The organism is Coprococcus sp. AF21-14LB (assembly GCF_003458885.1).
In the GTDB taxonomy this organism is placed as follows: Bacteria; Bacillota; Clostridia; order Lachnospirales; family Lachnospiraceae; genus UBA9414.
In genome coordinates, this window is record NZ_QRVX01000011.1 from 23,059 (window position 1) to 46,682 (window position 23,624).

Below are 23,624 nucleotides of genomic sequence, written 5' to 3' on the forward strand. Positions count from 1 at the left end.
TTCGTACAAAGCATGGTACAATAAGCGCAGAGTTTAGCCATGTCAGCGAAGCGCTGTGATGGCAGACCGGCAGGAGGTGAAAGATATGACAGAACAGGAATTTGAGAAAAATCAACCGGAGACAGGTGAATCCACGCAGTCTGTTGTGCCGGCAGCAAGTGAAACAGCAGAAGAACCGCAGCAGTCTGAAATGAATGGAACAATCGTACCGGAGAATAAACCGACAGGAGATTATCGTCAATATAATTATCAGCAGGAACAGACATATGATTATGGAAATACCGGTTATCATGCTGATTACAGCAGAAGCCAGAAGGCAGGAGAAGAGGAGCTGGATACACGCCCGCTTTCTATGGGAGAATGGGCGCTTACTTTATTAGCGTTGTTGATTCCGTGCTGTGGAGGAATCATCCTCTACATTTTTTGGGCATTTAGCAAAAAAGGCAATATTAACCGCAGAAATTACTGCCGTGCAGCATTAATTGTGATGGCGGGTGTTGCAGTTGTTTATTTCCTTGTAATGTCAATTCTCGGAAGCGCTGTATTTAGTTATGTGCAGCACTATGGAGTGTACTAAACGAGGGTATCAAAGATGATGTCAGGACTTTGGTTGTTCTGGCGTCATTTTTATTATATGGAAGGAAACATGGAATCGAACATGTGGTTGCATAATTAATTTCCCTGTGCTAGAATAGGACGAAGAGGAATGAAGGTGTGATATGAAACGAAATGATTATCTGCTGGCAGGAGTAATCTGTCTTACAGCTATAGTGCTGTGGGTGTTCCAGATTGTAAATCGGGATTCAGGAACTACCGTTGTTGTAAAGACGGACGGACATATTTACGGAACGTATCGTTTGGATTGCAATCGGGAGATTTTAATTGATGATCATAATCTGCTTGTGATTGAAGAGGGAAAAGCATATATGAAATGGGCAGACTGTAAAGACCAGTTGTGCGTGCATCAGAAAGAAATCGCGTCGGAGAATGAGAGTATCATTTGCCTTCCGAATAAAGTAATTGTAGAGGTGTCCGGAAGGGCAGATACGCAGCCGGAAACAGATGCAACGGCACAGTAACGGAGGAATGAGTTTGAGACGACAGGCAGCATATTTTGGAGTATTGACAGCGCTTGCGCTTATTTTCAGCTATGTAGAAACATTCATCCCGGTGCCGATTGGGATTCCGGGAATAAAGCTTGGTCTTGCAAATCTTGTGGTTGTGATCGCGCTGTACAAGATGGATATTTTATCGGCGTATACATTGGCAGTTTTGCGAGTTATACTGGCAGGATTCTTGTTTGGAAACCTGTTTAGCATCTTATATAGTTTGGCAGGAAGCCTTTTGAGTGTGTCGGTAATGTTTTTGCTTAAAAAAACAGAATTGTTTAGTGTAGTCGGAGTAAGCTTTGGAGGAGGAGTTGCCCACAATCTTGGTCAATTACTTGTGGCAGCAGTTGTAGTGGAAAGCTACGATGTATTTTACTATGTTCCGGTTCTGATTATTGCAGGGCTTCTTACAGGAGCTGCGATTGGATTTGTGGCCAGAGAGATGCTGAAGCGGCTGCAGAAGCTTTTGATATAGTGTGCAGGTCTTTATACAGATTAAGTATCTGGCAGTCAGAAATGAGAACAGGAGGAGAAGGATGATTTCATATATTAGAGGAACGCTTGCGGAGATAGAAGAAGACAGGATTCTTGTAGATGTAGGAGGTATCGGTTACGGAATCTATATGCCGGGAGAATCTATTACAAGACTTCCGGCGGTTGGAACAGAGATAAAGATCCACACATATCTGAATGTGCGGGAAGATGCGATGCAGTTGTTTGGATTTTTAACAAAAGATGACTTAAAGGTATTTCGCCTTGTGATTGGAGTCAGCGGAATCGGACCAAAGGGTGGATTGAATATCCTGTCTTGTCTCAGCCCGGATGACCTGAGATTTGCGGTAATGGCAGGTGATGCAAAGGCAATTTCGAAAGCACCCGGGATTGGGAAGAAAACAGCGGAAAAGCTGATTATTGAATTGAAGGATAAGTTGAGTATCGAAGATACGTTATCTCGTCTTGGAGATTCGGAAGAAGAAAACATGTCAGTTTCTTCCGGAATATCAGAGATACAGTCGGAAGCAGTTCAGGCACTTACCGCGCTTGGATATGCAGCTTCTGAGGCGGCAAAAGCCGTAAAACTGGCGGCGCCTTCTCCGCAGGACAGCGTAGAAGATGTGTTGAAGGCAGCGCTGAAGCAGATGATCAGTTTATAGCAGGAGATGGAAAACATGGCAAAACGGATTATAACAACAGAAAATCTGGAAGAAGATATGAAAATTGAGAATCATCTTCGCCCACAGATGCTGGACGACTATATCGGTCAGGAGAAGGCGAAGACGATGCTGAAGGTTTATATTGAAGCAGCGAAGGGCAGAGGTGAGGCGTTGGATCATGTGTTGTTCTATGGACCTCCTGGACTCGGTAAAACAACGCTTGCCGGCATTATTGCCAATGAAATGGGCGTTCATATGAAAATTACTTCCGGACCTGCCATCGAAAAACCGGGGGAGATGGCTGCAATTTTGAATAATCTGCAGGAAGGGGACGTGCTTTTTGTAGATGAAATCCACCGTCTGAATCGTCAGGTAGAGGAAGTGCTCTATCCGGCGATGGAAGATTACGCTATAGACATTATGATCGGAAAAGGGGCAGCAGCTCGATCCATTCGCCTGGATCTCCCAAAGTTTACGCTTGTGGGAGCGACAACAAGAGCAGGAATGCTGACGGCGCCGCTGAGAGATCGTTTTGGTGTGATCAATCGATTGGAGTTTTATACGGATCAGGAATTGAAGACAATTATTACACGTTCTGCCAAAGTATTAGACGTAGAAATTGATGAACAGGGAGCGTTAGAACTTGCAAGACGTTCCAGGGGAACACCGCGTCTGGCGAATCGTTTGTTAAAACGAGTCAGAGATTTTGCGCAGATTCGCTATGACGGAGTCATTACAGAGCAAGTTGCCGTCTATGCGCTTGATCTTTTAGATGTGGATCGATATGGTTTGGATCATATTGACAGAAATATTCTAATGACTATGATCCAGAAATTCGGCGGAGGACCGGTAGGACTTGATACACTGGCTGCATCAATCGGAGAAGATTCGGGAACAATCGAAGAAGTGTATGAGCCATATCTTTTGAAGAATGGATTTCTTCAAAGGACGCCCAGGGGGCGGGTTGTGACAGAATTTGCATATCATCATCTCGGAATTTCCACAGAAAATACCGGAAAATAGTTGGTTTTTTGTGTGATATCGTTTATAATAGGAAGAACAAAAGAGAAATTCGAGGAGGTAATGCCAATGGCATCAGCTAAGAATTATACAGAGGTTTTGATTGGCGGAAAGGTATTTACGCTGAGCGGATTTGAGAGTGAAGAATATTTGCAGAAAGTATCTGCATATCTGAACCATAAACTGACAGAATGTTCAAATAATGAGAGCTATCGCAAGCAGAGTGCAGAGACAAGAAGTATTTTGCTGGCGCTGAATATTGCAGATGACTACTTCAAGGCAAAGACACAGGCAGATTCTCTGGAAAATGACGCAGAGGGACGGGATAAAGAAGTATATGATCTGAAACATGATCTGATTTCAACACAGATCAAATACGAAAATACACAAAAAGCTCTGGACAAAGTACGCGAAGAGAACCGCGAACTTCAGATGCAGATCGTAAAATTAGAAACAGAAATACAAAGTAAGAAAAAATAGGCTGTCTTCTGACAGCCTTTTTTGAGGAAAGGGATTATGACGAAAGAAAGGACAGAAATATTGGCTCCGGCCGGTTCTTACGAAAGCTTAAAGACGGCGATTGCAGCAGGAGCGGATGCGGTATACATCGGCGGTTCTTTATTCGGAGCAAGGGCTTTTGCGGACAACCCGGAAGAAGACGTACTGCTGCAAGCAATCGATTATACACATTTGCATGGGAAAAAGATTTATTTGACGGTAAATACATTGTTGAAAGAGCAGGAATTGTCTGAACAGTTATATGAGTATTTGCTCCCATATTATCAGCAGGGATTGGATGCGGTTATTGTACAGGATATCGGAGTGCTGAGATTTGTGAAACGGCATTTCCCTAATATGGCTATTCATGCCAGCACGCAGATGACAATTACAAATACATATGGTGCAAAATTTCTGCAGCAATTGGGCGCAGAACGTGTCGTAACGGCGAGAGAACTACAGCTTTCAGAAGTGGCAGAGATTGTGAAGCAGACGGGAATGGAGATCGAAAGCTTTGTGCATGGAGCACTTTGTTATTGTTATTCCGGTCAATGTCTTTTAAGCAGTATGATTGGCGGAAGAAGCGGAAACCGGGGACAGTGTGCACAGCCGTGCAGACTTTTGTATCAGACAGCGCATAGCAAAAAGCCGGAATATCTGATGAGTCTGAAAGATATCTGTACGCTGGATTTTTTGCCAAAGCTTATTCAGGCGGGAATTTATTCTTTTAAGATTGAAGGGAGAATGAAAAAACCGGAATATGTGGCGGCAGTTACTTCGATGTACCGAAAATATACGGATTTGTATTTGGAAAGAGGAGAGAAAGGATATCGGGTATTGCCGGAAGATAAACAGATGCTTATGGACATCTATAATCGCGGCGGATTTCATTCCGGTTACTATCAGATGAGAAACGGGCGGGAAATGTTGTCTCTGGCTCGTCCGAATCATGCCGGAGTTCAGGCAGTAACAGTTGAAAAAATCCAGGGCAATCGAATCATAGGCAAGGCATTGACAGAACTGCATCCCGGAGATGTAATTGAAATCGGAAGAGAAAAAGAAAATTTCACAATGGCAGAGAGTGTTTTGGAAGGAAATAAGGTTAGCCTTACAACTCATCGAAATCATGCGGTAAAGAAAAATGCGGTACTTAACAGAGTACGCAATACGGCTTTGATTGAAGCGCTTCGAAAAAACTATGTGGATACGAAAATAAAAGAAAAAATTAATGGGATTTTAATACTTTCTACGACAAATTCTGTTACACTAAAGGTTGAAAAAAACGGTATTGCAGTAGAGGTGTATGGGAAACCGGCTGAAAAGGCACAGACGCAGCCGATGACGATCGATCGGATAAAAAAACAAATGTGCAAAACAGGGACAACGCCTTTTGTATTTGAGACATTAGAAATTCAAATGGAAGAAGATCTGTTTGTACCGGTGCAGGCTTTAAATGAGCTTCGCAGAGAAGCCCTTGAAGAATTAGAACGCAGACTATGCGGCAGTTACAGAAGAGAAACACCGCAGGAAGCAGATGAAGTATTGGAAAGAGATTCTGCAGAAGAGCAGCGGCTGAGGATGTATGCTTTGGCTGAAACAAAAGAGCAGTTTGATGCACTGTGCTGTGAACAGGGCGTTGAGAGAATCTATCTGGAAAGTTTCGCAGTTTCAGATGTTTTTGCCAGTGAGGAAATACAAAAGATCGTACAGCTGGCTCATGAGATGGGGAAAGAGATTTTCTTAGCAATGCCTCATATTTTCCGCTCCAATACAGTTCAAAGATATGAAGAAAACTATACAGCATTCACAGGAGCAGGTTTTGATGGTGTATTAATACGAAATTATGAAAGTTTTGCATTTTTGAAAACACATGATTACCAGGGAACCATTGTGACAGATCATAATCTATATCGATTCAATCGGGAAGCAGATAGATTTTGGAGAGAACTTGGTGTCAAAGAAGGAACTGCGCCGCTGGAGCTAAATGCCGGGGAACTTCGAAGACTTGGAATCCATGACAAAGAGCTTATCGTCTATGGTTATATTCCGGTAATGCTGTCTGCCCAATGCATTCAAAAGACAACCGGAGGATGCAGAAAGAAATCAGGGGTTATGACACTGACTGACCGTTGTCAGAAACAATTTCAGGTCAGAAACAATTGTGAAGATTGTTATAACATCATTTATAATACTGCGCCTATTATGCTGACAGATCAGCGCGAAGAAATAGAAAATCTGGCTCCCCGGGCGATTCGAATGATGTTTACGAGGGAGAATGCTTCGCAGGTAAAAGCATGTGTAGAGCGTTATCGCAAGGTGTTCCTGGAACAGGGCGAGATATCCAAAATAACAGGGGAATTTACAAGGGGACACTTTAAACGAGGAATAAAGTAGGTGAAGATTTGGTTAATATTATTGTAGAGCTGTCAAAATATCTCATAATTTTATTTATGATTGCGTATACTTATCAATGTTTTGCGGTATTTGGACATCATGACAGCAGAAAAAAGCGCAGGATTCTCCGGACACAAAATGTATTGATGTTTGAAATTCATCTTGTGGCCTTTCTTGTGATGTATTTACAGACACAGGAAAAAAGGGTTCTGTATTTATACATTGGTCAGGTGTTTGTACTGGCTATGATTATTTTGTTATATACGAAAATCTATCCGAGGGTATCGCGATTGATTGTAAACAATATGTGTATGCTGCTAAGTGCGGGATTTATTATGCTGACACGTCTGTCTTATAATCTTTCTTTAAAACAGACGGTGATTGCAGCAGGAGGTGTGGTGATCAGTCTTCTCGTTCCGGTAGCCATGAGTCGGATAAAAATACTGGCTTCTCTGAAAAAAGTGTATGGGGTTGTAGGTATTATTGCACTGGCACTGGTGCTTGTGATCGCACCGATCTCCGGCGGCGCTAAACTGGGATTTGAAATTGGAGGATTTGGTATTCAGCCGTCGGAATTTGTTAAGATTTTGTTTGTGTTTCTTGTGGCAGCAAGCTTCGCAGATCGGTGCAGTTTAAAAATATTGTTACGACAACGGCGATTGCAGCCGCACATGTGCTGATTCTTGTTGTTTCGAAAGATTTAGGAGCGGCGCTGATCATTTTTGTCGTGTATTTAGTAATGCTTTATGTAGCAACAAGACAGCCGCTTTATATTGTGGCAGGACTTGGTGCGGGTTCGGCGGCATCGGTATTGGCGTATCATCTGTTTACACATATCCGAACAAGAGTGCATGCATGGAAAGATCCGTTTGCGGATTATTCCGGTGGAGGATATCAGGTGGCGCAGTCGCTTTTTGCGATAGGAACCGGAAGCTGGTTTGGAATGGGACTGTATCAAGGGATGGCGGATAAGATTCCGGTGGCATCAACCGATTTTATTTTTTCAGCAATTGCAGAGGAAATGGGGCTGATTTATGCACTCTGCCTGATTTTAGTGTATTTGAGCTGCTATGTTATGTTTCTGAATATTGCGCTGCAGCTTGTAAATGTGTTCTATAAGCTTGTAGCGCTTGGACTTGGAACTTGTTTTATTTTTCAGGCATTTCTTACGATCGGAGGGGTTACAAAATTTATCCCTTCGACCGGTGTAACTCTTCCGCTGATTAGTTATGGCGGAAGTTCTGTGCTGAGTACATTGATTATGTTTGCAATTATTCAGGGCTTGTATCATTTAAGAGAAGATGAGGAAGAGGCAATTGAACGAAGTAAAGAACAACAAAAACGCACAAAGCAGAAAAACGCAGAAAAAGAAAAACACACCCGCAGGCCAGCCAAGAGACCGGAAAGAGAAAGAACTGCAGTCTCCTCTGAGCGCAGGCCACAGCCACAAAGCTATGGAACAGAAACGGGTAGTATTGACGAAGAGATCGGAGCAACCGTCCGTGAAGCACTCCGGGAACGCAAAGATGCCGGAGAAAGAAATGCGCCGGCAAGGAAGCGGGGCAGATAGAAAAGTGCATAGTCAAAAATACATGGATGAAGAAAGAAACAATCGAAGAAAACCGCCAAAACAAAAGCGGATTCGCAATAAGGAATTCACACGGATTACATATGTGTTTGTATCGCTGTTTCTTGTAATGATGGGGTATATTGTATATTTCAATGCGGTTAAAAGCAAAGATGTTATTAATAGCCCTTATAACAAAAGGCAGGAAGCATTTGCAGACAGAGTTGTGCGCGGAAATATTCTTGATCAATCCGGAAATGTATTGGCAAAGACCGAAGTGGGAGAAGACGGGAGTGAAACAAGAGTCTATCCATATGGTCCGATGTATGCACATGTAGTAGGGTATGATTCTTTCGGAGGAGCAGGACTGGAACTGACTGAGAATTTTTCGCTTGTAAATTCAAATGCATTCATTTTGGAACGAATTATGAATGATTTCAAAGATCAGAAAAATATTGGAGATAATATTGTGACAACGCTGGATACGGATGTGCAAAGGGCAGCGTATCAGGCGCTTGGAGATAATAAAGGTGCGGTCTTCGTAATGGAGGCAAGTACAGGAAAGGTATTGGCAATGGTGTCCGGTTCTTCTTTTGATCCGAATACACTTGCAGATACATGGCCAACACTAAACTCAGACAATGAAAATAGTCCTTTGCTTAATAGAGCAATGCAGGGACTGTATGCGCCCGGTTCTACTTTTAAGATCATTACTGCTTTGGAATATATGAGGGAACATTCGGATTATCAGAATTATACATATGACTGCAGCGGAGAGATTGAGCATCAGGGAGCAGTAATCCACTGTTTCAACGGAACTGTTCATGGTCATCAGACACTGGCAGACTCATTTGCCAATTCTTGTAATGCATCATTTTGTAATATCGGACTTATGTTAGACCGCAATGCTTATCGGGAAACGGCAGAGAAATTATTATTTAATAAAAAGCTTCCGAATCTTTTGTCGTACAGCAAAAGTAAATTTTCGGTAACGAAACAGACAACAGACGCAGAACTTATGATGACAGCAATGGGGCAGGGAGAGACATTGGTAAGCCCTTATCATCTGGCGCTCATTACAGCGGCTGCGGCAAACGGCGGAACATTGATGGAGCCGTATTTGGTAGATGAGATTGTGAATCACACAGGAACCCGTGTGAAGAAAAATATGCCGAAAAAATATAAGACACTCATGACTTCAGAAGAAGCAGCACAGCTGAAAGAATATATGGAGGGCGTTGTGTCCTACGGAACAGGCACTCTTTTGAGCGGAGAAAGCTATTCAGCAGCCGGTAAGACAGGAACAGCAGAATACAGCAGTGATAAGAACAAGAGCCATTCCTGGTTTGTTGGATTTTCAAATGTGGAGAATCCGGAACTGGTTGTCAGTGTTGTTGTGGAAGGGGCAGATGATACAGGAGTGAAGGCAGTTCCAATCGCTAAAGCAGTATTTGATGCATATTATTATAGATAGTGGTGAATGCTATGCAGTATTACAGAGAATTATATTTAAGTGACACTTTATGCGAAAAAAAAGAAAAAATCATCTGGCGTTTAGAACATAATAAAATACAACTGCATATTTATCTGATCGTTCTGGCAGTTCGCGGAAAAAAACAATTAGAATTTTTTGATGCGGCTATGCTCCGACAAAAGGAATTTTCTCCTCAAAAGGAGGAATGCAGAGTCATTGGGATTGCAGACGGCTATGAAGAAGCAGTAGGACTTGTGGCACAGATCACAGCAGATGTATTAGAAAAAACCGGTGGGACTGAACTTCGGGAATATTTTATGGAACGGATGCAGGCCGATGAAATGACAGAATAAGAGAAAGGGCATCAGAATATGATTTTACATATCTTATTATGGATTTTAAAAATAATCGGGATCGCGTTAGCTGTGATTCTTTGTATATTCCTGCTGTTAATCGGAATCCTTCTTTTTGTTCCGGTCAGATATGAGATTTTTTTTCGCTCGCGCGGTATGCGGGATTCTTTGGAAGCAGATATACGTGTTTCATGGTTTTTGCGCCTCATTGCCGCCCGGATCCGTGTTAATGGGACAGAAACGGACTTCTGTGTAAGGGCAGCATGGAAACAGCTTCTTCCCGCAAAAGAAAAAGAGGAACCGGAAGAAGCTGAGAATTTTCCAAAAGAGAACCAGGAAAGCATATTGGAAAGTCCTGATGTGGAAGAAGAGCGGAAGACAGAACAGAGTTTTTCAAAAGAAGAGATTCTCAAAGAAAAGGATTTCAATCAAAAAACAGAAGAAAAAGAGACGGAAAGACAAAAGACAGAAGAAAAAAAAGGGACAGAACCGGACGGGATATGGTTCCGGAAAATATTGGTTCTCTGGAATAAGATAAAAGCAATCTGGGTAAAGATAAAATATACAATCACTGGAATTTGTGATAAAATAGAAGTATTCATTGAAAGAAAAGATCGTTTGACAGAATTTCTTGCGCAGGAAGAGCATCGGAAGGCATTTTCTGTTGGAGTTTCCGAACTTCGAAGAATTTTGTCTATTCTGAAACCAAAAGAACTTCGCGGTAAACTTCGGTTCGGATTTTCAGATCCGTATTTGACTGGAAACACATTGGCTTTGCTTGGGATAGTATATCCGTTCTTGGGGGATTCCTTAGAAATCACACCGGAATTTGAGGAATGTGTTCTGGAGGGAGAAGTTTTTGCCAAAGGGAAACTTCGAGTTGGAACATTTGTGAGAACAGCAATACGACTGCTGCGAAGTTGTGAAGTGCGTATGACTGTCAGAGATATAAGAAAATTCAGATGGTAACGGCAGGATATGAATCAAAGGAGGAATACAAGATATGGCAGAAAATAATTTTAAAAATACTGTTGGAACATTGCTTCAGGGAATCGACAGTGTGATTTCATCTAAAACAGTGGTGGGAGATGCAATTCATATTGATGATACGATTATCGTACCACTTGTCGATGTCTCATTTGCAATTGGAGCAGGTTCCTTCCAGGGAGATAAAAAAGATAAGGGTGCCGGCGGTGTCGGCGGTAAGATTACTCCAAGCGCCGTGCTTGTGATTAAGAATGGTACAACAAGGCTGGTAAATATTAAAAATCAGGATACGATGACAAAAATTCTTGATATGGTTCCGGATCTGGTAGATAAATTTTCCGGGAAAAAAGAGACGGTAACGGAAGCAGATGTGGATGACATTTTGGATGCAGCAGTAAAAGAAGAGATGAAATAAAAGTGTGATAAGCAGATGCGTTCAGGCATAAATTATAGTAACACATGTCGGAGGAGTAATGTTTTGAAAAGGCTCATTGGATTTGGTCTGTTTTGTGTTGCGATTGGTTTAGTAGTCATGATGTGTTTGCCCGGTACTTTTGTCGGCAGTTTACTCGCATTGTTGTGTCTGTTCGCAGGGTACCGGTTATTCTGCTGTTGAATAAAAAGGAGAGAGTGGTTCTTATAAAGTTCTTATAGGAATGCTGTCTCTTTTTTATTACACAGGAAATCCCTTCGGAATCCTGTATAATAAAAATAAAACCGAGGCGATTACTCGTCCCGGTTTCTCTTCGTAAAATTAAGCTCTTTCAACTTTTCCAGATCTTAAGCAAGAAGTACACACGTACATTTTCTTTGTAGCGCCACCTTCTGTTTTAACTCTGACTGATTTTACATTTGATTTCCACATTTTTGGTGTTTTTCTATTAGAGTGGCTTACATTGTTTCCGAAATGAGCACCCTTTTCACAAATAGCACATTTAGCCATGACTGCACCTCCTAACGATCTTAAATAGTCTTGCTAGACTCACAACACTCGTTATTGTAGCAGATAACAATCAAAAATGCAAGTGATTATTTATGATTATTTTATTTTTTGTAAAGTTGTTGTAAAGCGAAAGGAAAAAGAGTATAATACATGTGTTAAGTATGCGTAAGAAATTCTAAGATAGAATTGGAGGTATAGATTATGAGAGGCAATATGAGTACAGAGCTTGGAATTATTACAGTAGATTCAGAAGTTATTGCGAAATATGCAGGATCTGTTGCAGTGGAATGTTTTGGAATTGTCGGTATGGCGGCAGTCAATGTGAAAGACGGTCTTGTAAGACTTCTCAAAAAAGAGAGCCTTACACACGGAATTCAGGTCGGAATCTCTGATGATAATCGTATTACACTTGACTTTCATGTCATTGTAGCTTATGGTGTAAGTATTTCTGCGGTTGCAGATAACCTGATCAGCAATGTAAAATATAAAGTAAAAGAATTTACAGGAATGCCGGTAGATAAGATCAATATCTACGTGGAAGGCGTGCGTGTAATTGATTAATCTAAGGAGGAACACGATTGTGGCAACGAAGACAATCAATGTAGAACTGCTTGCAAAGATGTTTCTTGCAGGTGCTTCGAATCTTGAAGCAAAGAAAGAGTTTATTAATGAATTGAATGTATTCCCGGTTCCGGATGGAGATACAGGTACAAATATGACACTGACGATCATGTCAGCTGCAAAGGAAGTAACAGCGCTTGCGAATCCTGATATGGCAACGCTTGCGAAGGCGATTTCTTCCGGTTCCTTAAGAGGGGCGCGTGGAAACTCCGGTGTAATTCTTTCTCAGTTATTGAGAGGATTTACTAAAGGAATCCGTGAATATGAAGAAATTGATGTAATGATTCTGGCGAATGCCCTTGTGAAAGCAAAAGAGACAGCTTATAAAGCGGTTATGAAACCGAAGGAAGGAACGATTCTCACTGTTGCAAGAGGGATTGCAGAGAAAGGTCTGGAGCTGGCAGAAGAGACAGACGATCTGGAAGAATTTATTCCGCAGGTAATTGCTTATGCGCAGGAAGTTCTGGATCAGACACCGGAGATGCTTCCGGTCTTAAAAGAGGCAGGTGTAGTGGACTCCGGTGGACAGGGACTTCTTGAGACAATCCGCGGTGCATATGATGCATTCCTCGGTAAAGAAATTGATTACAGTGCAATTACGCCGGCGGCTTCTTCTGTTAATGTGACTAAGATTTCAGCTGACACTGCTGCAGAAATCAAGTTTGGATATTGTACAGAATTTATTATTCTGACAGAAAAGGAATTTACCGAGAAAGACGAACATGAATTCAAGGCATATCTGGAATCAATAGGAGATTCTATTGTTTGCGTTGCAGATGATGAAGTTGTAAAAGTACATGTGCATACAAATGATCCGGGACTTGCGATTCAGAAAGCACTGACATTTGGCCAGCTTTCCCGTATGAAGATTGATAATATGCGCGAAGAACATCAGGAGAAACTGATCCGGGATGCCGAGAAACTGGCAAAACAGCAACAGGAAGAGGCGCAGGAAGCAAAGAAGAATGAGCCTAGAAAACCGATGGGGTTTGTTGCTGTTTCTATTGGCGCCGGTTTGAATGATATCTTTAGAGAGCTTGGTGTAGACTATATTATCGAAGGCGGACAGACAATGAATCCAAGTACAGAGGATATGCTCAAAGCCATTGATGAAGTTAACGCAGACTGCATTTTCATTCTTCCGAATAACAAGAACATTATTCTTGCTGCCAATCAGGCAAAGGCGCTTGTGGATGATAAGGAGATTATCGTACTTCCAACAAAGACAGTTCCGCAGGGAATCACAGCTGTCATCAACTTCATGCCGGAGGCAACACCACAGGAGAATGAAGAGACGATGCTGGAAGAAATCAAGCGGGTAAAGACAGGACAGGTAACATATGCGGTTCGTGATACGAAGATTGATGAAAAAGAGATTCATGAAGGCGATATCATGGGAATCGGAGATGCCGGAATTTTGGCAGTAGGCAGCGGAATCGACGCCACTTTGAAAGAAATGCTGGCAGAACTTGTAGATGAGGATTCTGAGCTTATCAGTCTCTACTACGGGGAAGATGTCTCAGAGGAAGATGCCGGTGCGCTGACAGCAGAAATTGAAGAACTTTATCCTGAACTGGATGTGGATACGCATTTTGGAGGACAGCCGATTTATTACTATGTATTGGCTGTAGAATAGAAAAACAGATGAAAAGGCGCTCGGAGGATGTACTGATCTTCCGGGCGTAAATTTTATGCCGGATGAAGGCAGGAGTAACAGCAGGTTGGAATTATGAATGAATTAGCAAATATTAGCGCCTTAAAAGGAATCGGAGAAAAAACAGCACAGCTTTTTGGAAAGCTTGAGATTTATACGATAGGAGATCTTCTGAAATATTTTCCGCGAAGCTATGACGTGTATGAGAATCCGATTCCCATTAAAGAAGTGGAAGAAGGCCATGTGGTAACTGTAAGCGGTGCGATTTTTGGAGCGGTGCAGTTAGGAGGAAATCCGCGGATGCAGATTATATCTGCACAGATCAAAGATCTTACCGGAACAATCCAGGCGGTATGGTTTCGTATGCCCTTTTTGCGGCATACACTGCGCAGCGGTATGCCTGTCATTTTGAGAGGCCGGGCAGTAAATAAACGTGGACGATTAATTCTGGAGCATCCGGAGATTTTTCAGCCACCGTCTTCTTATGAACATAAAAAAGATACATTGCAGCCGGTATATCCGCTGACAAATGGAATTACCAATCACACGATTATGAAAGCAGTCCGTCAGGCTTTGGAGCAGATAGATCTGCAGCCGGAATTTCTTCCGGAAGAGATTCGCAAGAAATATCACCTTGCGGAATATAATTATGCGTTGAAGGGGATTCATTTTCCGATTTCCAAAGAGAATTATTACCATGCAAGAGAGCGATTTGTTTTTGAAGAATTCTTTTTGTTTGTTATGGCACTGCGGCGTCTAAAAGCAGAAGAAGGGAAGGCAGAGAATTCCTTGCAGATTCGGGAGAAGGAAGAAATTGAAATCTTTATCAAAAAACTCCCGTATGAGCTGACAAATGCACAGAGAAAGGTATGGAAAGAGATTTCCGATGACATGACGGGACCGTATGTGATGTCCCGGCTTGTACAGGGAGATGTTGGTTCCGGAAAAACGATTCTTGCGGTGCTGGCCTTGATGTTAGCGGGATTTAATGGCTGTCAAGGTGCACTGATGGCGCCGACAGAAGTGCTTGCAAGACAGCACTTTGAGACTGTAAAGGAAATGTTTCTGACATATGAGATTCCGCTTACGCCGATCTTGCTTACCGGTTCTATGAAAGCCAAAGAAAAAAGAGAGGCATATGCACAGATCGAAAGCGGAGAGGCGGATATCATTATCGGTACCCATGCGCTGATTCAGGATAAAGTAAACTATCATAATCTTGGGCTTGTTGTGACGGATGAACAGCATCGCTTTGGCGTTCGTCAAAGAGAAACGCTGGCAGGGAAAGGAACGTGCCCGCATATTCTCGTTATGAGCGCGACACCGATTCCAAGAACATTAGGGATTATTCTCTATGGTGATTTGGATATTTCAGCGGTGGATGAGCTTCCAGCCAATCGTCTTCCGATCAAAAACTGTGTAGTGGATACCGGATATCGAAAAACAGCCTATCAGTTTATGAAAAAGCAGGTGTTGGAAGGACGTCAGTGTTATGTAATCTGTCCGATGGTCGAAGAAAGCGAACATATGGAGGCGGAAAATGTTATTGACTATGCGGCTGTGCTGCAGGAATCATTGGGAGATGAGATTAAAGTCGGATATTTGCACGGGAAAATGAAGCAGACAGAGAAAGATCAGATTATGGAAGCATTTTCCAGACGGGAAATAGGGATTCTTGTATCAACGACCGTCATCGAAGTTGGAATTAATGTACCGAATGCAACCGTAATGATGGTAGAGAATGCAGAACGATTTGGTCTGGCACAGCTTCATCAGCTCCGTGGAAGGGTTGGCCGGGGAGAGCACCAGTCATACTGTATTTTTATGACTGCATCAAAATCCAGAGAGACAAAGGAGCGCCTTGAAATTTTAAATCACTCGAATGACGGATTTTATATAGCAAATGAAGATCTGAAATTGCGGGGACCGGGAGATCTTTTTGGGATTCGCCAAAGCGGCGTAATGGACTTTAAACTGGGAGACATCTTTCAGGATGCTAAAATTCTTCAAAATGCCAATGAAGCAGCAGGAACCATTTGGAAAGAAGATCCGACGCTGAAAAAAGAAAACCATCGTCTTCTTGCGAAACGAATGGAGCAATTATTATCTGAAACAGAGCGGATTCGAAAAAATCTATAAACAATTTATAAATAATCTGTTTCTTCCATAAATTCTCATTGCAATTTGTAGTGACGTTGGCTATAGTATCTTTTATATATTTTACAGAAGAGGTGACATGATGTATTACACATGGGAAGATTTGTTTTGGATTTTTCTTTTTTACTCGTTGATTGGATGGATCGCAGGGGTAATTGCAAATGCATTTCGCAGAAAAGAATTTGTTAATACTGGATTTTTAAATCTTCCGCTTTGTCCTATTTACGGTGTGATAGAAGTTTTTTATTGTATTTTTCTTCCGGAATTAAAAGGACGTTTCTTTTTCTTGTTTCTCGGAAGCAGTGTGCTTGCATTTTTTGTCATTGTAATGACAGGTTTAATATTGGAAAAAATCTTTAACACAAAGTGGTGGGATTACAGTAAAAGCCGTCTTCAATTTCAAGGGTATGTCCGCTTTTCACATCTATTTCTTTTTGGACTTAGTGGTGTTGTCAGCATTAAGTTTGTGAATCCATTTATTTCTTCATTGCTCCACATGGTTCCGGACAAGATATTGCTGATTGCCGGGCTAATTACCGGGATGATTGTTATTTTTGACAGTATCTGCTGTATAGCTGCAGTGTTTAAACTAAAACAATCCCTTCAAACAAAACGGTTTGTCGGCTACGCGCGGCAGATTTCAAAAAACTTAGGGAATGCGCTGACAGGATATGTAGAAAAACGAATTCAGAAAGCTTATCCGAATGTAAAAGAAGCTGCTGTGACGGGAGGAGTATCTGATTCCTCGCAACCGTCAGCAATTTTTGCAGAAGGATGTTGTTTTGATAAACTGGTTGGACTTTTTTTCATTGGAGCATTTCTTGGAGATATTACCGAAACGATTTTCTGCCGGATCACTGCCGGAAGATGGATGAGCCGAAGCAGTGTTGTGTATGGCCCTTTTAGTATTGTGTGGGGACTTGGATGTGTGTTTTTAACTTTGTTTTTATATAAATATAAAGATAAAAATGATCGCTACATTTTTCTCTATGGGACAATTCTAGGCGGTGCTTATGAATATATCTGCAGTATTTTTACAGAGCTCGTTTTTGGCACAGTGTTTTGGGATTATAGCAAGATTCCTTTTAATCTTGGCGGAAGAATCAACTTGCTGTTTTGTTTCTTCTGGGGAATTGCAGCAGTAGTCTGGCTGAAGATCCTTTATCCGGTTTTTTCGGGATGGATTGAGAGGATTCCGGTAAAATGCGGAAAACTCCTGATTAAAATTTCGATTATCTTTATGGTTTGGAATATCCTTTTATCCGCAGCGGCATTGTATCGATATAATGACAGGCTGGTGCATCCGACTCCGGCGAACCGGCTGGAGCAGCGTTTGGATGAACGTTTTCCGGATGAGAGAATGCATCGGATCTATCCAAATGCAAAAAGAGGAAGATAAGAAAGAATTGCTAAAATTTTCTAGTTTAAGTTTTTGAATTCTCCATATAATAGGACTGTAACAAAAACAGAAGTGTTACAAAGAAGGGAGAGTATAAAAATGACAAGTAATTCATCAAACAGAACATCTGTACCAGAAGCAAAAGAAGCATTAAACAAATTTAAATACGAGGTAGCCAGCGAGCTTGGTGTGCCGTTAAAAGAAGGCTACAACGGTGATCTGACTTCCAGACAGAACGGAAGTGTCGGAGGTTATATGGTGAAAAAAATGATTGAGCAGCAGGAAAGACAGATGGCAGGCAAATAAGCTTCCGCCACGTTTGGAAAGCAGACAATCTGAAAATAAAAAGGCGCTTTGCAGGATGCAGGCGCTTTTTTATTTTTCAAATGATGAGATACGAAACTTTCTTGAGATTTTTTGATTTTCCTTGACACAAATATTCTACAAATGTAGAATAGAAAATAATAATACATTTGTAGATGCGGTTATTCCAAGTCAAATGGGAAAAAGCATATCAGGAGGTGAAGCTTGTGAAGAGACTTTCCGATGCTGAACAGGATATTATGATGTATATCTGGCAGAATCATCATGAAGTTACATCAGATGAAATTGTAGAGGGACTTCATTATCGCTGGAAAAAAACGTCTGTTCTTACATTTTTATCACGGCTGACAGAAAAAGAATATTTAAAATGCCGCAAAGATGGAAAGAAAAATTATTATGAACCTGCTGTTGCCTATGAAGCTTTTGCCAGAGAGGAAGGCAGAACGATCTTGGGAAAGTTATATCAGAATTCGGTCAAAAACTTTGTGGCGGCTTTATATGACGGTCAGGAGCTGGATCGAAAAGAATTGGAAGAATTAAAGCAATATTTAGTTTCTCTGGAAGATACTCCGGAAAAGAGCAGAAAGGAGCCAAGGTTATGGAAAAGAGACATAGAAAAATAAAGCGGCGCAGATTAATCCAGATTCTGTCGATTATCCTGGTATTTCTCATAGTAATCTGCATTGTTATGCTATTATGGGGGAAAAAAGAAAAGAAACAGCAGACGCCGGAAATTGTTTTAAAAGCATATTATAAAGCGCTGAATGAAAAGAACTATGAAGAAATGTATGATTTTTTGACAGAAGATGCCAGAGCAAAGATTGCGAAAGAGGAGTTTGTAAAGCGGAATCAGAATATTTATGAAGGAATTGAAGCGTCTAAGATTACAATCCATTTGACGAAAGAAGCAATCCGGTATGCCGATGACCAGAAGAGCGCTTCTGCTGAATATGAAACATCGATGCATACGATTGCCGGAGAGATTACATTTACAGCAAGTGCAGAATTTGTCAAAAACGATGAGAAAGATTATCGGATCAACTGGTCTTCCGAGATGATCTACCCGGAACTCCTGGATCAGTACAAATTAAGAGTGAATACAACGAAAGCAAAACGCGGAGAAATACTGGATCGGAATGGAATCGCTCTTGCGAAAAATGGAATAGTCACAAATGTAGGGCTTGTTCCGGGAAAAATGGGAGAAAATCGGCAGGCAGCAGAAGAGCAGCTGGCATCATTGCTTGGTATTTCAGCGGAATCGATCCGGAAGAAACTCGAGGCAGGCTGGGTAACAGAAGAATCTTTTGTACCGATAAAGGAAATTGCAAAAGGAAATACGGAGTTAGAAACAGCACTTTTAGGAATCCCGGGTGTGATGCTCAGTGATACAGAAGAAAGAGTATATCCTTTTGGTGCAGCAGCAGGACACTTAACAGGCTATGTGGCGTCAGTAAGTGCAGAAGATTTGGAAACGCTTTCCAAAGAGGGGTATCATTCCGGAAGTGTTATCGGGAAATCCGGATTGGAGAAAGCTTATGAATCCCGTCTTCGCCCGATAGACGGAGCAGAAATCCTGATTCTGAATGAGGAGGGAGAACAGGTAGGCATTATGGCACAGAAAAATCCTCAGGATGGAGAAACAATTACCGTGTCGATTGACAGCGCAGTGCAGCAGAACACATATGAACAATTTGCAGAAGATGAAGGCGCAGTAGTTGCTATGAATCCGAAAACAGGAGAAGTGCTGGCGCTTGTCAGTACACCGGGAATGGACCCGAATGAATTTGTGCTGGGAATGTCAGACGCTAGGTGGGAAGCTCTGAATCAAGATCCGATGATGCCCCTTACAAACCGTTATCATGCTGCATGGGTACCTGGTTCAACATTAAAGCCGATTGTAGGCGCCATTGGTGTGGAAAGTAACAGTCTGGATCCCAATGCAAATCTTGGAGATGTCGGGCTTTCCTGGCAGAAAGATGCAAGTTGGGGAAATTACTTTGTGACAACATTGACTGCTTATGGCGATCAGGTAACGCTGCAAAATGCGCTCGTATATTCTGATAATATTTATTTTGCGAGAGCAGCGCTTCAGATGGGAGAGGCTGCGCTGGTTGACGGATTGAAAAAATTCGGTTTTGGAGAAACAATGAAATTTGATCTGAAACTGACAGCATCCAGTTACAGTTCGAAAGAAACAATTGATAATGAAATTCAGTTGGCGGACAGTGGTTACGGTCAGGGAGAGATTCTTGTGAATCCGGTACATATAGCATCCATGTACTCTGCATTTGTAAATGACGGAAATATGATCCAACCGGTATTAATGACCGGAAAAACGCCGACTTACTGGAAAGAGCAGGTGATTTCGCCAAATACGGCAGAAATTATACGAAATGCTATGAAAGAAGTGATCGAGCGAGAGGACGGAACAGGTCATGCCATGAAAATCGACGGTCTTATGCTCTGCGGAAAAACCGGAACTGCTGAGACAAAGCAAAGTCAGGAAGAGAGCGGAGCAACAGAGTACGGCTGGTTTGCATGTTCAACTACAGAAGAGACAGAACGTCCGCTGGAAGTGATCGCAATGGTAAAAGACGTGCAGGCAAAGGGCGTGAGAGGATATGTTACGAAAAAAGTACGGAATATTTATTCGTCCTATTATCAGCTTCCATAATTGACTTTTTTGCATAAAATTCTTATAATAGCGTGAGAATGAAACGGAGGAAAGAACGTGAGAGTAATTTCAGGAAGTGCACGGAGGACCGTGTTAAAGACAGTAGAAGGAATGGATACAAGACCTACAACAGATCGGATTAAGGAACGCTGTTTAATATGATTTCGGAATATTTATGTGACAGCAGTTTTCTGGATCTATTTGCCGGAAGCGGCGCCATTGGAATTGAGGCCTTAAGCCGAGGTGCAAAAGAAGCAGTGTTTGTTGAGAGCAGCCCGAAAGCGGCCGAATGTATTCGAGAGAATTTAAAAAGGACATCTCTGACAGAACGAGGCTATGTAATGATTCAGGATGTGATCAGTGCGCTTGCAGCTTTAGATGGAAAAAAGCAGTTTGATTATATTTTTCTGGATCCGCCATACAGATGTGATTGGGAAAGAAAAGTTCTGGCTGAAATTGCAGACAGCAATCTTCTAAGTCCGGATGCGTTGATCATCGTGGAAGCAGCGAAAGAGACAGATTTGTCCTTTGCGGAAGAATACGGATACCAGATGATAAAAGAAAAAGTTTATAAGACAAATAAACATATTTTTCTGGAATTTATCAAGAATTGACATTGTTTTCTGCCGAAGAACATGCTAGAATATGAAAGATAGGAATATATTATCCTGTTATGATTGGAATTTCAAGTGTAGACTTTTGTGATACAAGTGAAATGAATGAACAAAGGAGAGTGTAGATTATGAGCAGCCGTATTGAGCAGATTATTGAAGAAATTGAAGAGTATATTGACAGCTGTAAATTTCAGCCGTTATCAACAACAAAGATTATTGTAAATAAAGATCAGATGGATGAACTGCTTCGTGAACTTAGAATGAAGACACCGGATGAGATTAAACGCTATCAGAAGATTATTGCTAACAAAGATGCGATCCTTGCAGATGCACAGGCAAAAGCAGACAGTATGTTAGAGCAGGCACAAGTACATACGAATGAACTTGTCAGCGAACATGAAATTATGCAGCAGGCATACGCACAGGCGAATGAAATTGTTATGGCAGCAACAGAGCAGGCACAGCAGATTCTTGATAATGCTACGAGTGATGCCAATGATATCCGCATTGGCGCAATTCAGTACACGAATGACCTTTTGGCCAATGCAGAGAATATTATTGGACACACGCTGGATAGCTATACAACAAAGTATGATGGTCTTGTGTCTTCTCTTCAGGAGTGTTATGAGACAGTGCACCGTAACCGTGAGGAGCTGGAGATTCCGGAACGCTCTTCAAATGGTTTGGAATCTGAATTCGGCAGTGTTTCAGAGGATATGATGTAAATAGAGCAAACAAAGCAGGCTGGTCACCAAAGCGGTGATCAGCTTTTCTATTAGATAAGGTACTATGCGAAGGCCGCTGCCGCGGATCATGCAGTTTGTCTGAGCAGCGGCACAGATTCCTCCGAAGGAGGTAAGAGCACACACGGCAGGAAAAAGAAACTCTGATGACGGAAACATTTTTGTTAAAAGTAAAATACCATTTGTCATTTCCAGAGCCGGAAGAAACAGTTTTACACATGGCGGAAGGATGCTGCTTTCTTGAAGGAGAGCAAGAAGAATAGAGAAAAGGATAATATATCCTCCGATATTTGTAATGGTTTCAAAGCTATCCATAATACAGGTATCCAAAAGATCAAATTTTATGGAACAGCTGCGAGGTGCTCTGGCTTGTGATTTTGGACTTTGGAAATTTCGCAGATGATATTTGTGATAATAAAACATTCTAAAAAATATACTTGTAAGAACCGGAGAGACCAGGAGAATAAACAGGCCGGGAATAACCAGATCTTTTCTTTGCAGTATATTGAAAAAAATGTAATTCATAATAAATCCGATACTCGTATTATTACAAAAAGAAAGTAAATAAGTTCCCTCTGCCTGTGTAATATGACCGGAACGGATAAGATCTGCCGTTGTTTTTGCCCCCATAGGGTATCCGCAGAGAAATCCTGTCAGTACGGCAAAGCTGCCTTCTTCGGATGTTCCAAAAAGCTGCCGGATGACTGGGCCGAAAAGGCGGGTTAAGTAAGAAAATGCATTGGTATGTATAAGCAGGTTAGAAATTAAGATAAAAGGAAGCAATGTAGGGAGTACAGTTTCAAACCAGAGGAGGAGTCCGGATCTGGCGCCGAGAAATACTGTTTCCGGACGGAGCAGCATACAGAAAAACAGCAGGACAAGAGAAATTTTCAAGACAGCAGGTTTCATGGAAGAAGCCCCTTTCAAAATGACGTTTTTAGTACTATATGGAATTGCCCAAGAACTTATGCCGAAAAACAGACCAGTAAAAGTGCATGAGAAATGGATTGACTGCATAACGTGGTAGAAAAGAAGAAAAGAGATTCGTGTATGGGACCGATATGGGTAAAACAAAGAACGCTGTGGAATTTGTTTTTGCTTATCTTGCTTTGCTCTTTTTTTGATGTGCTTGGCGTGCAGATGTTGGAAGAAAAGTGCCATGCCCGGTGGCCGAAGGAAATTACCGTCAGAAGCGATGCTTTTCGGGCACAGCAATTTCCGGAAAATGATCTTCCAAAGCTGTTTACATTTGCAAAGCCGGCAGAAGATGAAAAAAGGGCAAAAGCGGCTGCGGCAATTTTTCTGGAATATCATTGTGCGGGAAAGAGATCGGGAAGAGGGAAGAAAACAGAGATTTCACAGCTGATTGAGAAATGGGAGCAATTTCCCCAATGGAAATCCTTTTTAAAACAAATGGATTCTATCTGGGCGGATGTACAGTATTTTCCGATTTTGCAGAGGACAGGAGAAAAAGAATCTGTCACTTTTGAAAACAGTTGGATGGAAGAACGTACCTTTGGGGGAAAGCGCGGGCATGAAGGAACAGATTTGATGACTGCATTTGATGAACCGGGACGTTATCCTGCTGTTAGTATGACAGATGGTACGGTTCTGCATAAAGGATGGCTGCCCAAAGGTGGTTATCGAATCGGGATTCTCTCGCCTCACGGCGGCTATTTTTATTATGCACATTTGGATTCTTATGCAGAGATTGAAGAAGGAGATACGGTACAGGCCGGACAACTGATCGGTTTTGTCGGGAACAGCGGCTATGGTGTCGAAGGAACGAAGGGGAAATTTGCAACACATCTTCATGTTGGAATCTACCTGAATCCGGGTAAGGAAGAAATTAGTGTGAATCCTTATTGGATTCTGAAATATCTGGAACAGAGAAAATTAACATATACGTCAGGGTAGATTGTATGTTACAATAGAAAGA

22 protein-coding genes and 2 pseudogenes are annotated in these 23,624 nt (G+C 41.8%); 22 read left to right on the forward strand and 2 right to left on the reverse strand.

Going from position 1 to position 23,624, the window contains the following annotated elements:
- Positions 1 to 85 precede the first annotated feature (85 nt).
- The 12 genes and pseudogenes from DWX73_RS04340 to DWX73_RS04395 all read left to right on the forward strand — a co-directional run bounded on the left by DWX73_RS04340 (position 86) and on the right by DWX73_RS04395 (position 10,971).
- The gene (locus tag DWX73_RS04340; RefSeq protein ID WP_118347212.1) at positions 86 to 577 is read left to right on the forward strand and encodes a hypothetical protein; all 492 of its coding nucleotides are present in this window, start codon (positions 86 to 88) and stop codon (positions 575 to 577) included.
- A 142-nt stretch (positions 578 to 719) separates the two neighbouring features.
- Complete coding sequence (locus tag DWX73_RS04345; protein WP_118347214.1) at positions 720 to 1,079, forward strand: NusG domain II-containing protein; 360 nt, start codon at positions 720 to 722, stop codon at positions 1,077 to 1,079.
- A gap of 7 nt (positions 1,080 to 1,086) precedes the next feature.
- Positions 1,087 to 1,584 carry a Gx transporter family protein gene (locus DWX73_RS04350; RefSeq protein ID WP_242996615.1) on the forward strand — a complete coding sequence of 166 codons (498 nt, stop codon included), beginning with the start codon at positions 1,087 to 1,089 and terminating at the stop codon, positions 1,582 to 1,584.
- A gap of 61 nt (positions 1,585 to 1,645) precedes the next feature.
- Positions 1,646 to 2,263, forward strand: a complete 618-nt coding sequence (gene ruvA, locus DWX73_RS04355; RefSeq protein WP_118347218.1) for a Holliday junction branch migration protein RuvA — start codon at positions 1,646 to 1,648, stop codon at positions 2,261 to 2,263.
- Positions 2,264 to 2,278: 15 nt separating this feature from the next.
- Complete coding sequence (gene ruvB, locus DWX73_RS04360) at positions 2,279 to 3,286, forward strand: Holliday junction branch migration DNA helicase RuvB (RefSeq protein ID WP_118347220.1); 1,008 nt, start codon at positions 2,279 to 2,281, stop codon at positions 3,284 to 3,286.
- Positions 3,287 to 3,352: 66 nt separating this feature from the next.
- The gene (locus tag DWX73_RS04365) at positions 3,353 to 3,763 is read left to right on the forward strand and encodes a cell division protein ZapA (RefSeq protein ID WP_118347222.1); all 411 of its coding nucleotides are present in this window, start codon (positions 3,353 to 3,355) and stop codon (positions 3,761 to 3,763) included.
- Positions 3,764 to 3,799: 36 nt separating this feature from the next.
- Positions 3,800 to 6,175: a U32 family peptidase gene (locus DWX73_RS04370; RefSeq protein WP_118347224.1), complete on the forward strand. Its 2,376-nt coding sequence runs from the start codon at positions 3,800 to 3,802 to the stop codon at positions 6,173 to 6,175.
- 8 nt (positions 6,176 to 6,183) lie between these two features.
- Positions 6,184 to 7,745 (forward strand): annotated as a pseudogene (locus DWX73_RS15470) (FtsW/RodA/SpoVE family cell cycle protein).
- 130 nt (positions 7,746 to 7,875) lie between these two features.
- Complete coding sequence (locus DWX73_RS04380; protein WP_118347285.1) at positions 7,876 to 9,216, forward strand: peptidoglycan D,D-transpeptidase FtsI family protein; 1,341 nt, start codon at positions 7,876 to 7,878, stop codon at positions 9,214 to 9,216.
- A gap of 11 nt (positions 9,217 to 9,227) precedes the next feature.
- Positions 9,228 to 9,569 (forward strand): hypothetical protein, encoded by a 342-nt coding sequence (locus DWX73_RS04385; RefSeq protein ID WP_118347227.1) that lies wholly within the window; start codon positions 9,228 to 9,230, stop codon positions 9,567 to 9,569.
- 18 nt (positions 9,570 to 9,587) lie between these two features.
- Entirely contained in the window at positions 9,588 to 10,538 is a 951-nt protein-coding gene (locus tag DWX73_RS04390) for a DUF2953 domain-containing protein (protein WP_118347229.1), read from the forward strand.
- A gap of 34 nt (positions 10,539 to 10,572) precedes the next feature.
- Positions 10,573 to 10,971 carry a GerW family sporulation protein gene (locus DWX73_RS04395; protein WP_118347231.1) on the forward strand — a complete coding sequence of 133 codons (399 nt, stop codon included), beginning with the start codon at positions 10,573 to 10,575 and terminating at the stop codon, positions 10,969 to 10,971.
- A gap of 339 nt (positions 10,972 to 11,310) precedes the next feature.
- Here DWX73_RS04395 and rpmB read toward each other — a convergent pair whose 3' ends face one another.
- A complete protein-coding gene (gene rpmB / locus DWX73_RS04400) occupies positions 11,311 to 11,499 on the reverse strand; it encodes a 50S ribosomal protein L28 (RefSeq protein WP_118347233.1) in 189 nt (62 codons plus the stop codon).
- A 201-nt stretch (positions 11,500 to 11,700) separates the two neighbouring features.
- Between rpmB and DWX73_RS04405 the strand changes: the two genes are divergently transcribed.
- The 9 genes and pseudogenes from DWX73_RS04405 (at position 11,701) to DWX73_RS04445 (ending at position 21,667) form a co-directional block, all read left to right on the forward strand.
- Entirely contained in the window at positions 11,701 to 12,060 is a 360-nt protein-coding gene (locus DWX73_RS04405; protein WP_118347235.1) for an Asp23/Gls24 family envelope stress response protein, read from the forward strand.
- A 19-nt stretch (positions 12,061 to 12,079) separates the two neighbouring features.
- Positions 12,080 to 13,756: a DAK2 domain-containing protein gene (locus DWX73_RS04410; protein ID WP_118347237.1), complete on the forward strand. Its 1,677-nt coding sequence runs from the start codon at positions 12,080 to 12,082 to the stop codon at positions 13,754 to 13,756.
- A 93-nt stretch (positions 13,757 to 13,849) separates the two neighbouring features.
- Entirely contained in the window at positions 13,850 to 15,913 is a 2,064-nt protein-coding gene (gene recG, locus DWX73_RS04415) for an ATP-dependent DNA helicase RecG (protein ID WP_118347239.1), read from the forward strand.
- A gap of 97 nt (positions 15,914 to 16,010) precedes the next feature.
- Positions 16,011 to 17,330 (forward strand): putative ABC transporter permease, encoded by a 1,320-nt coding sequence (locus tag DWX73_RS04420; protein ID WP_330413469.1) that lies wholly within the window; start codon positions 16,011 to 16,013, stop codon positions 17,328 to 17,330.
- A 99-nt stretch (positions 17,331 to 17,429) separates the two neighbouring features.
- Positions 17,430 to 17,636 (forward strand): alpha/beta-type small acid-soluble spore protein, encoded by a 207-nt coding sequence (locus DWX73_RS04425; RefSeq protein ID WP_118347243.1) that lies wholly within the window; start codon positions 17,430 to 17,432, stop codon positions 17,634 to 17,636.
- Between the two features lie 224 nt (positions 17,637 to 17,860).
- Positions 17,861 to 18,277, forward strand: a complete 417-nt coding sequence (locus DWX73_RS04430; RefSeq protein WP_118347245.1) for a BlaI/MecI/CopY family transcriptional regulator — start codon at positions 17,861 to 17,863, stop codon at positions 18,275 to 18,277.
- Positions 18,253 to 20,328 carry a penicillin-binding transpeptidase domain-containing protein gene (locus DWX73_RS04435; protein ID WP_242996617.1) on the forward strand — a complete coding sequence of 692 codons (2,076 nt, stop codon included), beginning with the start codon at positions 18,253 to 18,255 and terminating at the stop codon, positions 20,326 to 20,328. The genes DWX73_RS04430 and DWX73_RS04435 overlap by 25 nt, the downstream gene beginning before the upstream one ends.
- A 57-nt stretch (positions 20,329 to 20,385) precedes the next feature.
- Positions 20,386 to 20,942 (forward strand): annotated as a pseudogene (gene rsmD / locus DWX73_RS04440) (16S rRNA (guanine(966)-N(2))-methyltransferase RsmD).
- Positions 20,943 to 21,070: 128 nt separating this feature from the next.
- The gene (locus tag DWX73_RS04445; protein ID WP_118347247.1) at positions 21,071 to 21,667 is read left to right on the forward strand and encodes an ATPase; all 597 of its coding nucleotides are present in this window, start codon (positions 21,071 to 21,073) and stop codon (positions 21,665 to 21,667) included.
- Here the strand turns inward: DWX73_RS04445 and DWX73_RS04450 are convergent.
- Positions 21,650 to 22,594 carry a nucleoside recognition domain-containing protein gene (locus tag DWX73_RS04450; RefSeq protein ID WP_118347249.1) on the reverse strand — a complete coding sequence of 315 codons (945 nt, stop codon included), beginning with the start codon at positions 22,592 to 22,594 and terminating at the stop codon, positions 21,650 to 21,652. The two genes, DWX73_RS04445 and DWX73_RS04450, sit on opposite strands and share 18 nt — an antisense overlap.
- Positions 22,595 to 22,735: 141 nt before the next feature.
- Between DWX73_RS04450 and DWX73_RS04455 the strand changes: the two genes are divergently transcribed.
- Positions 22,736 to 23,602, forward strand: a complete 867-nt coding sequence (locus DWX73_RS04455) for a M23 family metallopeptidase (protein ID WP_242996619.1) — start codon at positions 22,736 to 22,738, stop codon at positions 23,600 to 23,602.
- Positions 23,603 to 23,624 lie beyond the last annotated feature (22 nt).

Bases quoted from the DNA above. Each gene is read 5' to 3' on its own strand.
- DWX73_RS04340 (WP_118347212.1), top strand. From the start codon at position 86: ATGACAGAACAGGAATTTGAGAAAAATCAACCGGAGACAGGTGAATCC.
- DWX73_RS04345 (WP_118347214.1), top strand. From the start codon at position 720: ATGAAACGAAATGATTATCTGCTGGCAGGAGTAATCTGTCTTACAGCT.
- DWX73_RS04350 (WP_242996615.1), top strand. From the start codon at position 1,087: ATGAGTTTGAGACGACAGGCAGCATATTTTGGAGTATTGACAGCGCTT.
- ruvA (WP_118347218.1), top strand. From the start codon at position 1,646: ATGATTTCATATATTAGAGGAACGCTTGCGGAGATAGAAGAAGACAGG.
- ruvB (WP_118347220.1), top strand. From the start codon at position 2,279: ATGGCAAAACGGATTATAACAACAGAAAATCTGGAAGAAGATATGAAA.
- DWX73_RS04365 (WP_118347222.1), top strand. From the start codon at position 3,353: ATGGCATCAGCTAAGAATTATACAGAGGTTTTGATTGGCGGAAAGGTA.
- DWX73_RS04370 (WP_118347224.1), top strand. From the start codon at position 3,800: ATGACGAAAGAAAGGACAGAAATATTGGCTCCGGCCGGTTCTTACGAA.
- DWX73_RS04380 (WP_118347285.1), top strand. From the start codon at position 7,876: ATGGGGTATATTGTATATTTCAATGCGGTTAAAAGCAAAGATGTTATT.
- DWX73_RS04385 (WP_118347227.1), top strand. From the start codon at position 9,228: ATGCAGTATTACAGAGAATTATATTTAAGTGACACTTTATGCGAAAAA.
- DWX73_RS04390 (WP_118347229.1), top strand. From the start codon at position 9,588: ATGATTTTACATATCTTATTATGGATTTTAAAAATAATCGGGATCGCG.
- DWX73_RS04395 (WP_118347231.1), top strand. From the start codon at position 10,573: ATGGCAGAAAATAATTTTAAAAATACTGTTGGAACATTGCTTCAGGGA.
- rpmB (WP_118347233.1), bottom strand. From the start codon at position 11,499: ATGGCTAAATGTGCTATTTGTGAAAAGGGTGCTCATTTCGGAAACAAT.
- DWX73_RS04405 (WP_118347235.1), top strand. From the start codon at position 11,701: ATGAGAGGCAATATGAGTACAGAGCTTGGAATTATTACAGTAGATTCA.
- recG (WP_118347239.1), top strand. From the start codon at position 13,850: ATGAATGAATTAGCAAATATTAGCGCCTTAAAAGGAATCGGAGAAAAA.
- DWX73_RS04420 (WP_330413469.1), top strand. From the start codon at position 16,011: ATGATGTATTACACATGGGAAGATTTGTTTTGGATTTTTCTTTTTTAC.
- DWX73_RS04425 (WP_118347243.1), top strand. From the start codon at position 17,430: ATGACAAGTAATTCATCAAACAGAACATCTGTACCAGAAGCAAAAGAA.
- DWX73_RS04435 (WP_242996617.1), top strand. From the start codon at position 18,253: ATGGAAAAGAGACATAGAAAAATAAAGCGGCGCAGATTAATCCAGATT.
- DWX73_RS04445 (WP_118347247.1), top strand. From the start codon at position 21,071: ATGAGCAGCCGTATTGAGCAGATTATTGAAGAAATTGAAGAGTATATT.
- DWX73_RS04450 (WP_118347249.1), bottom strand. From the start codon at position 22,594: ATGAAACCTGCTGTCTTGAAAATTTCTCTTGTCCTGCTGTTTTTCTGT.
- DWX73_RS04455 (WP_242996619.1), top strand. From the start codon at position 22,736: ATGGGACCGATATGGGTAAAACAAAGAACGCTGTGGAATTTGTTTTTG.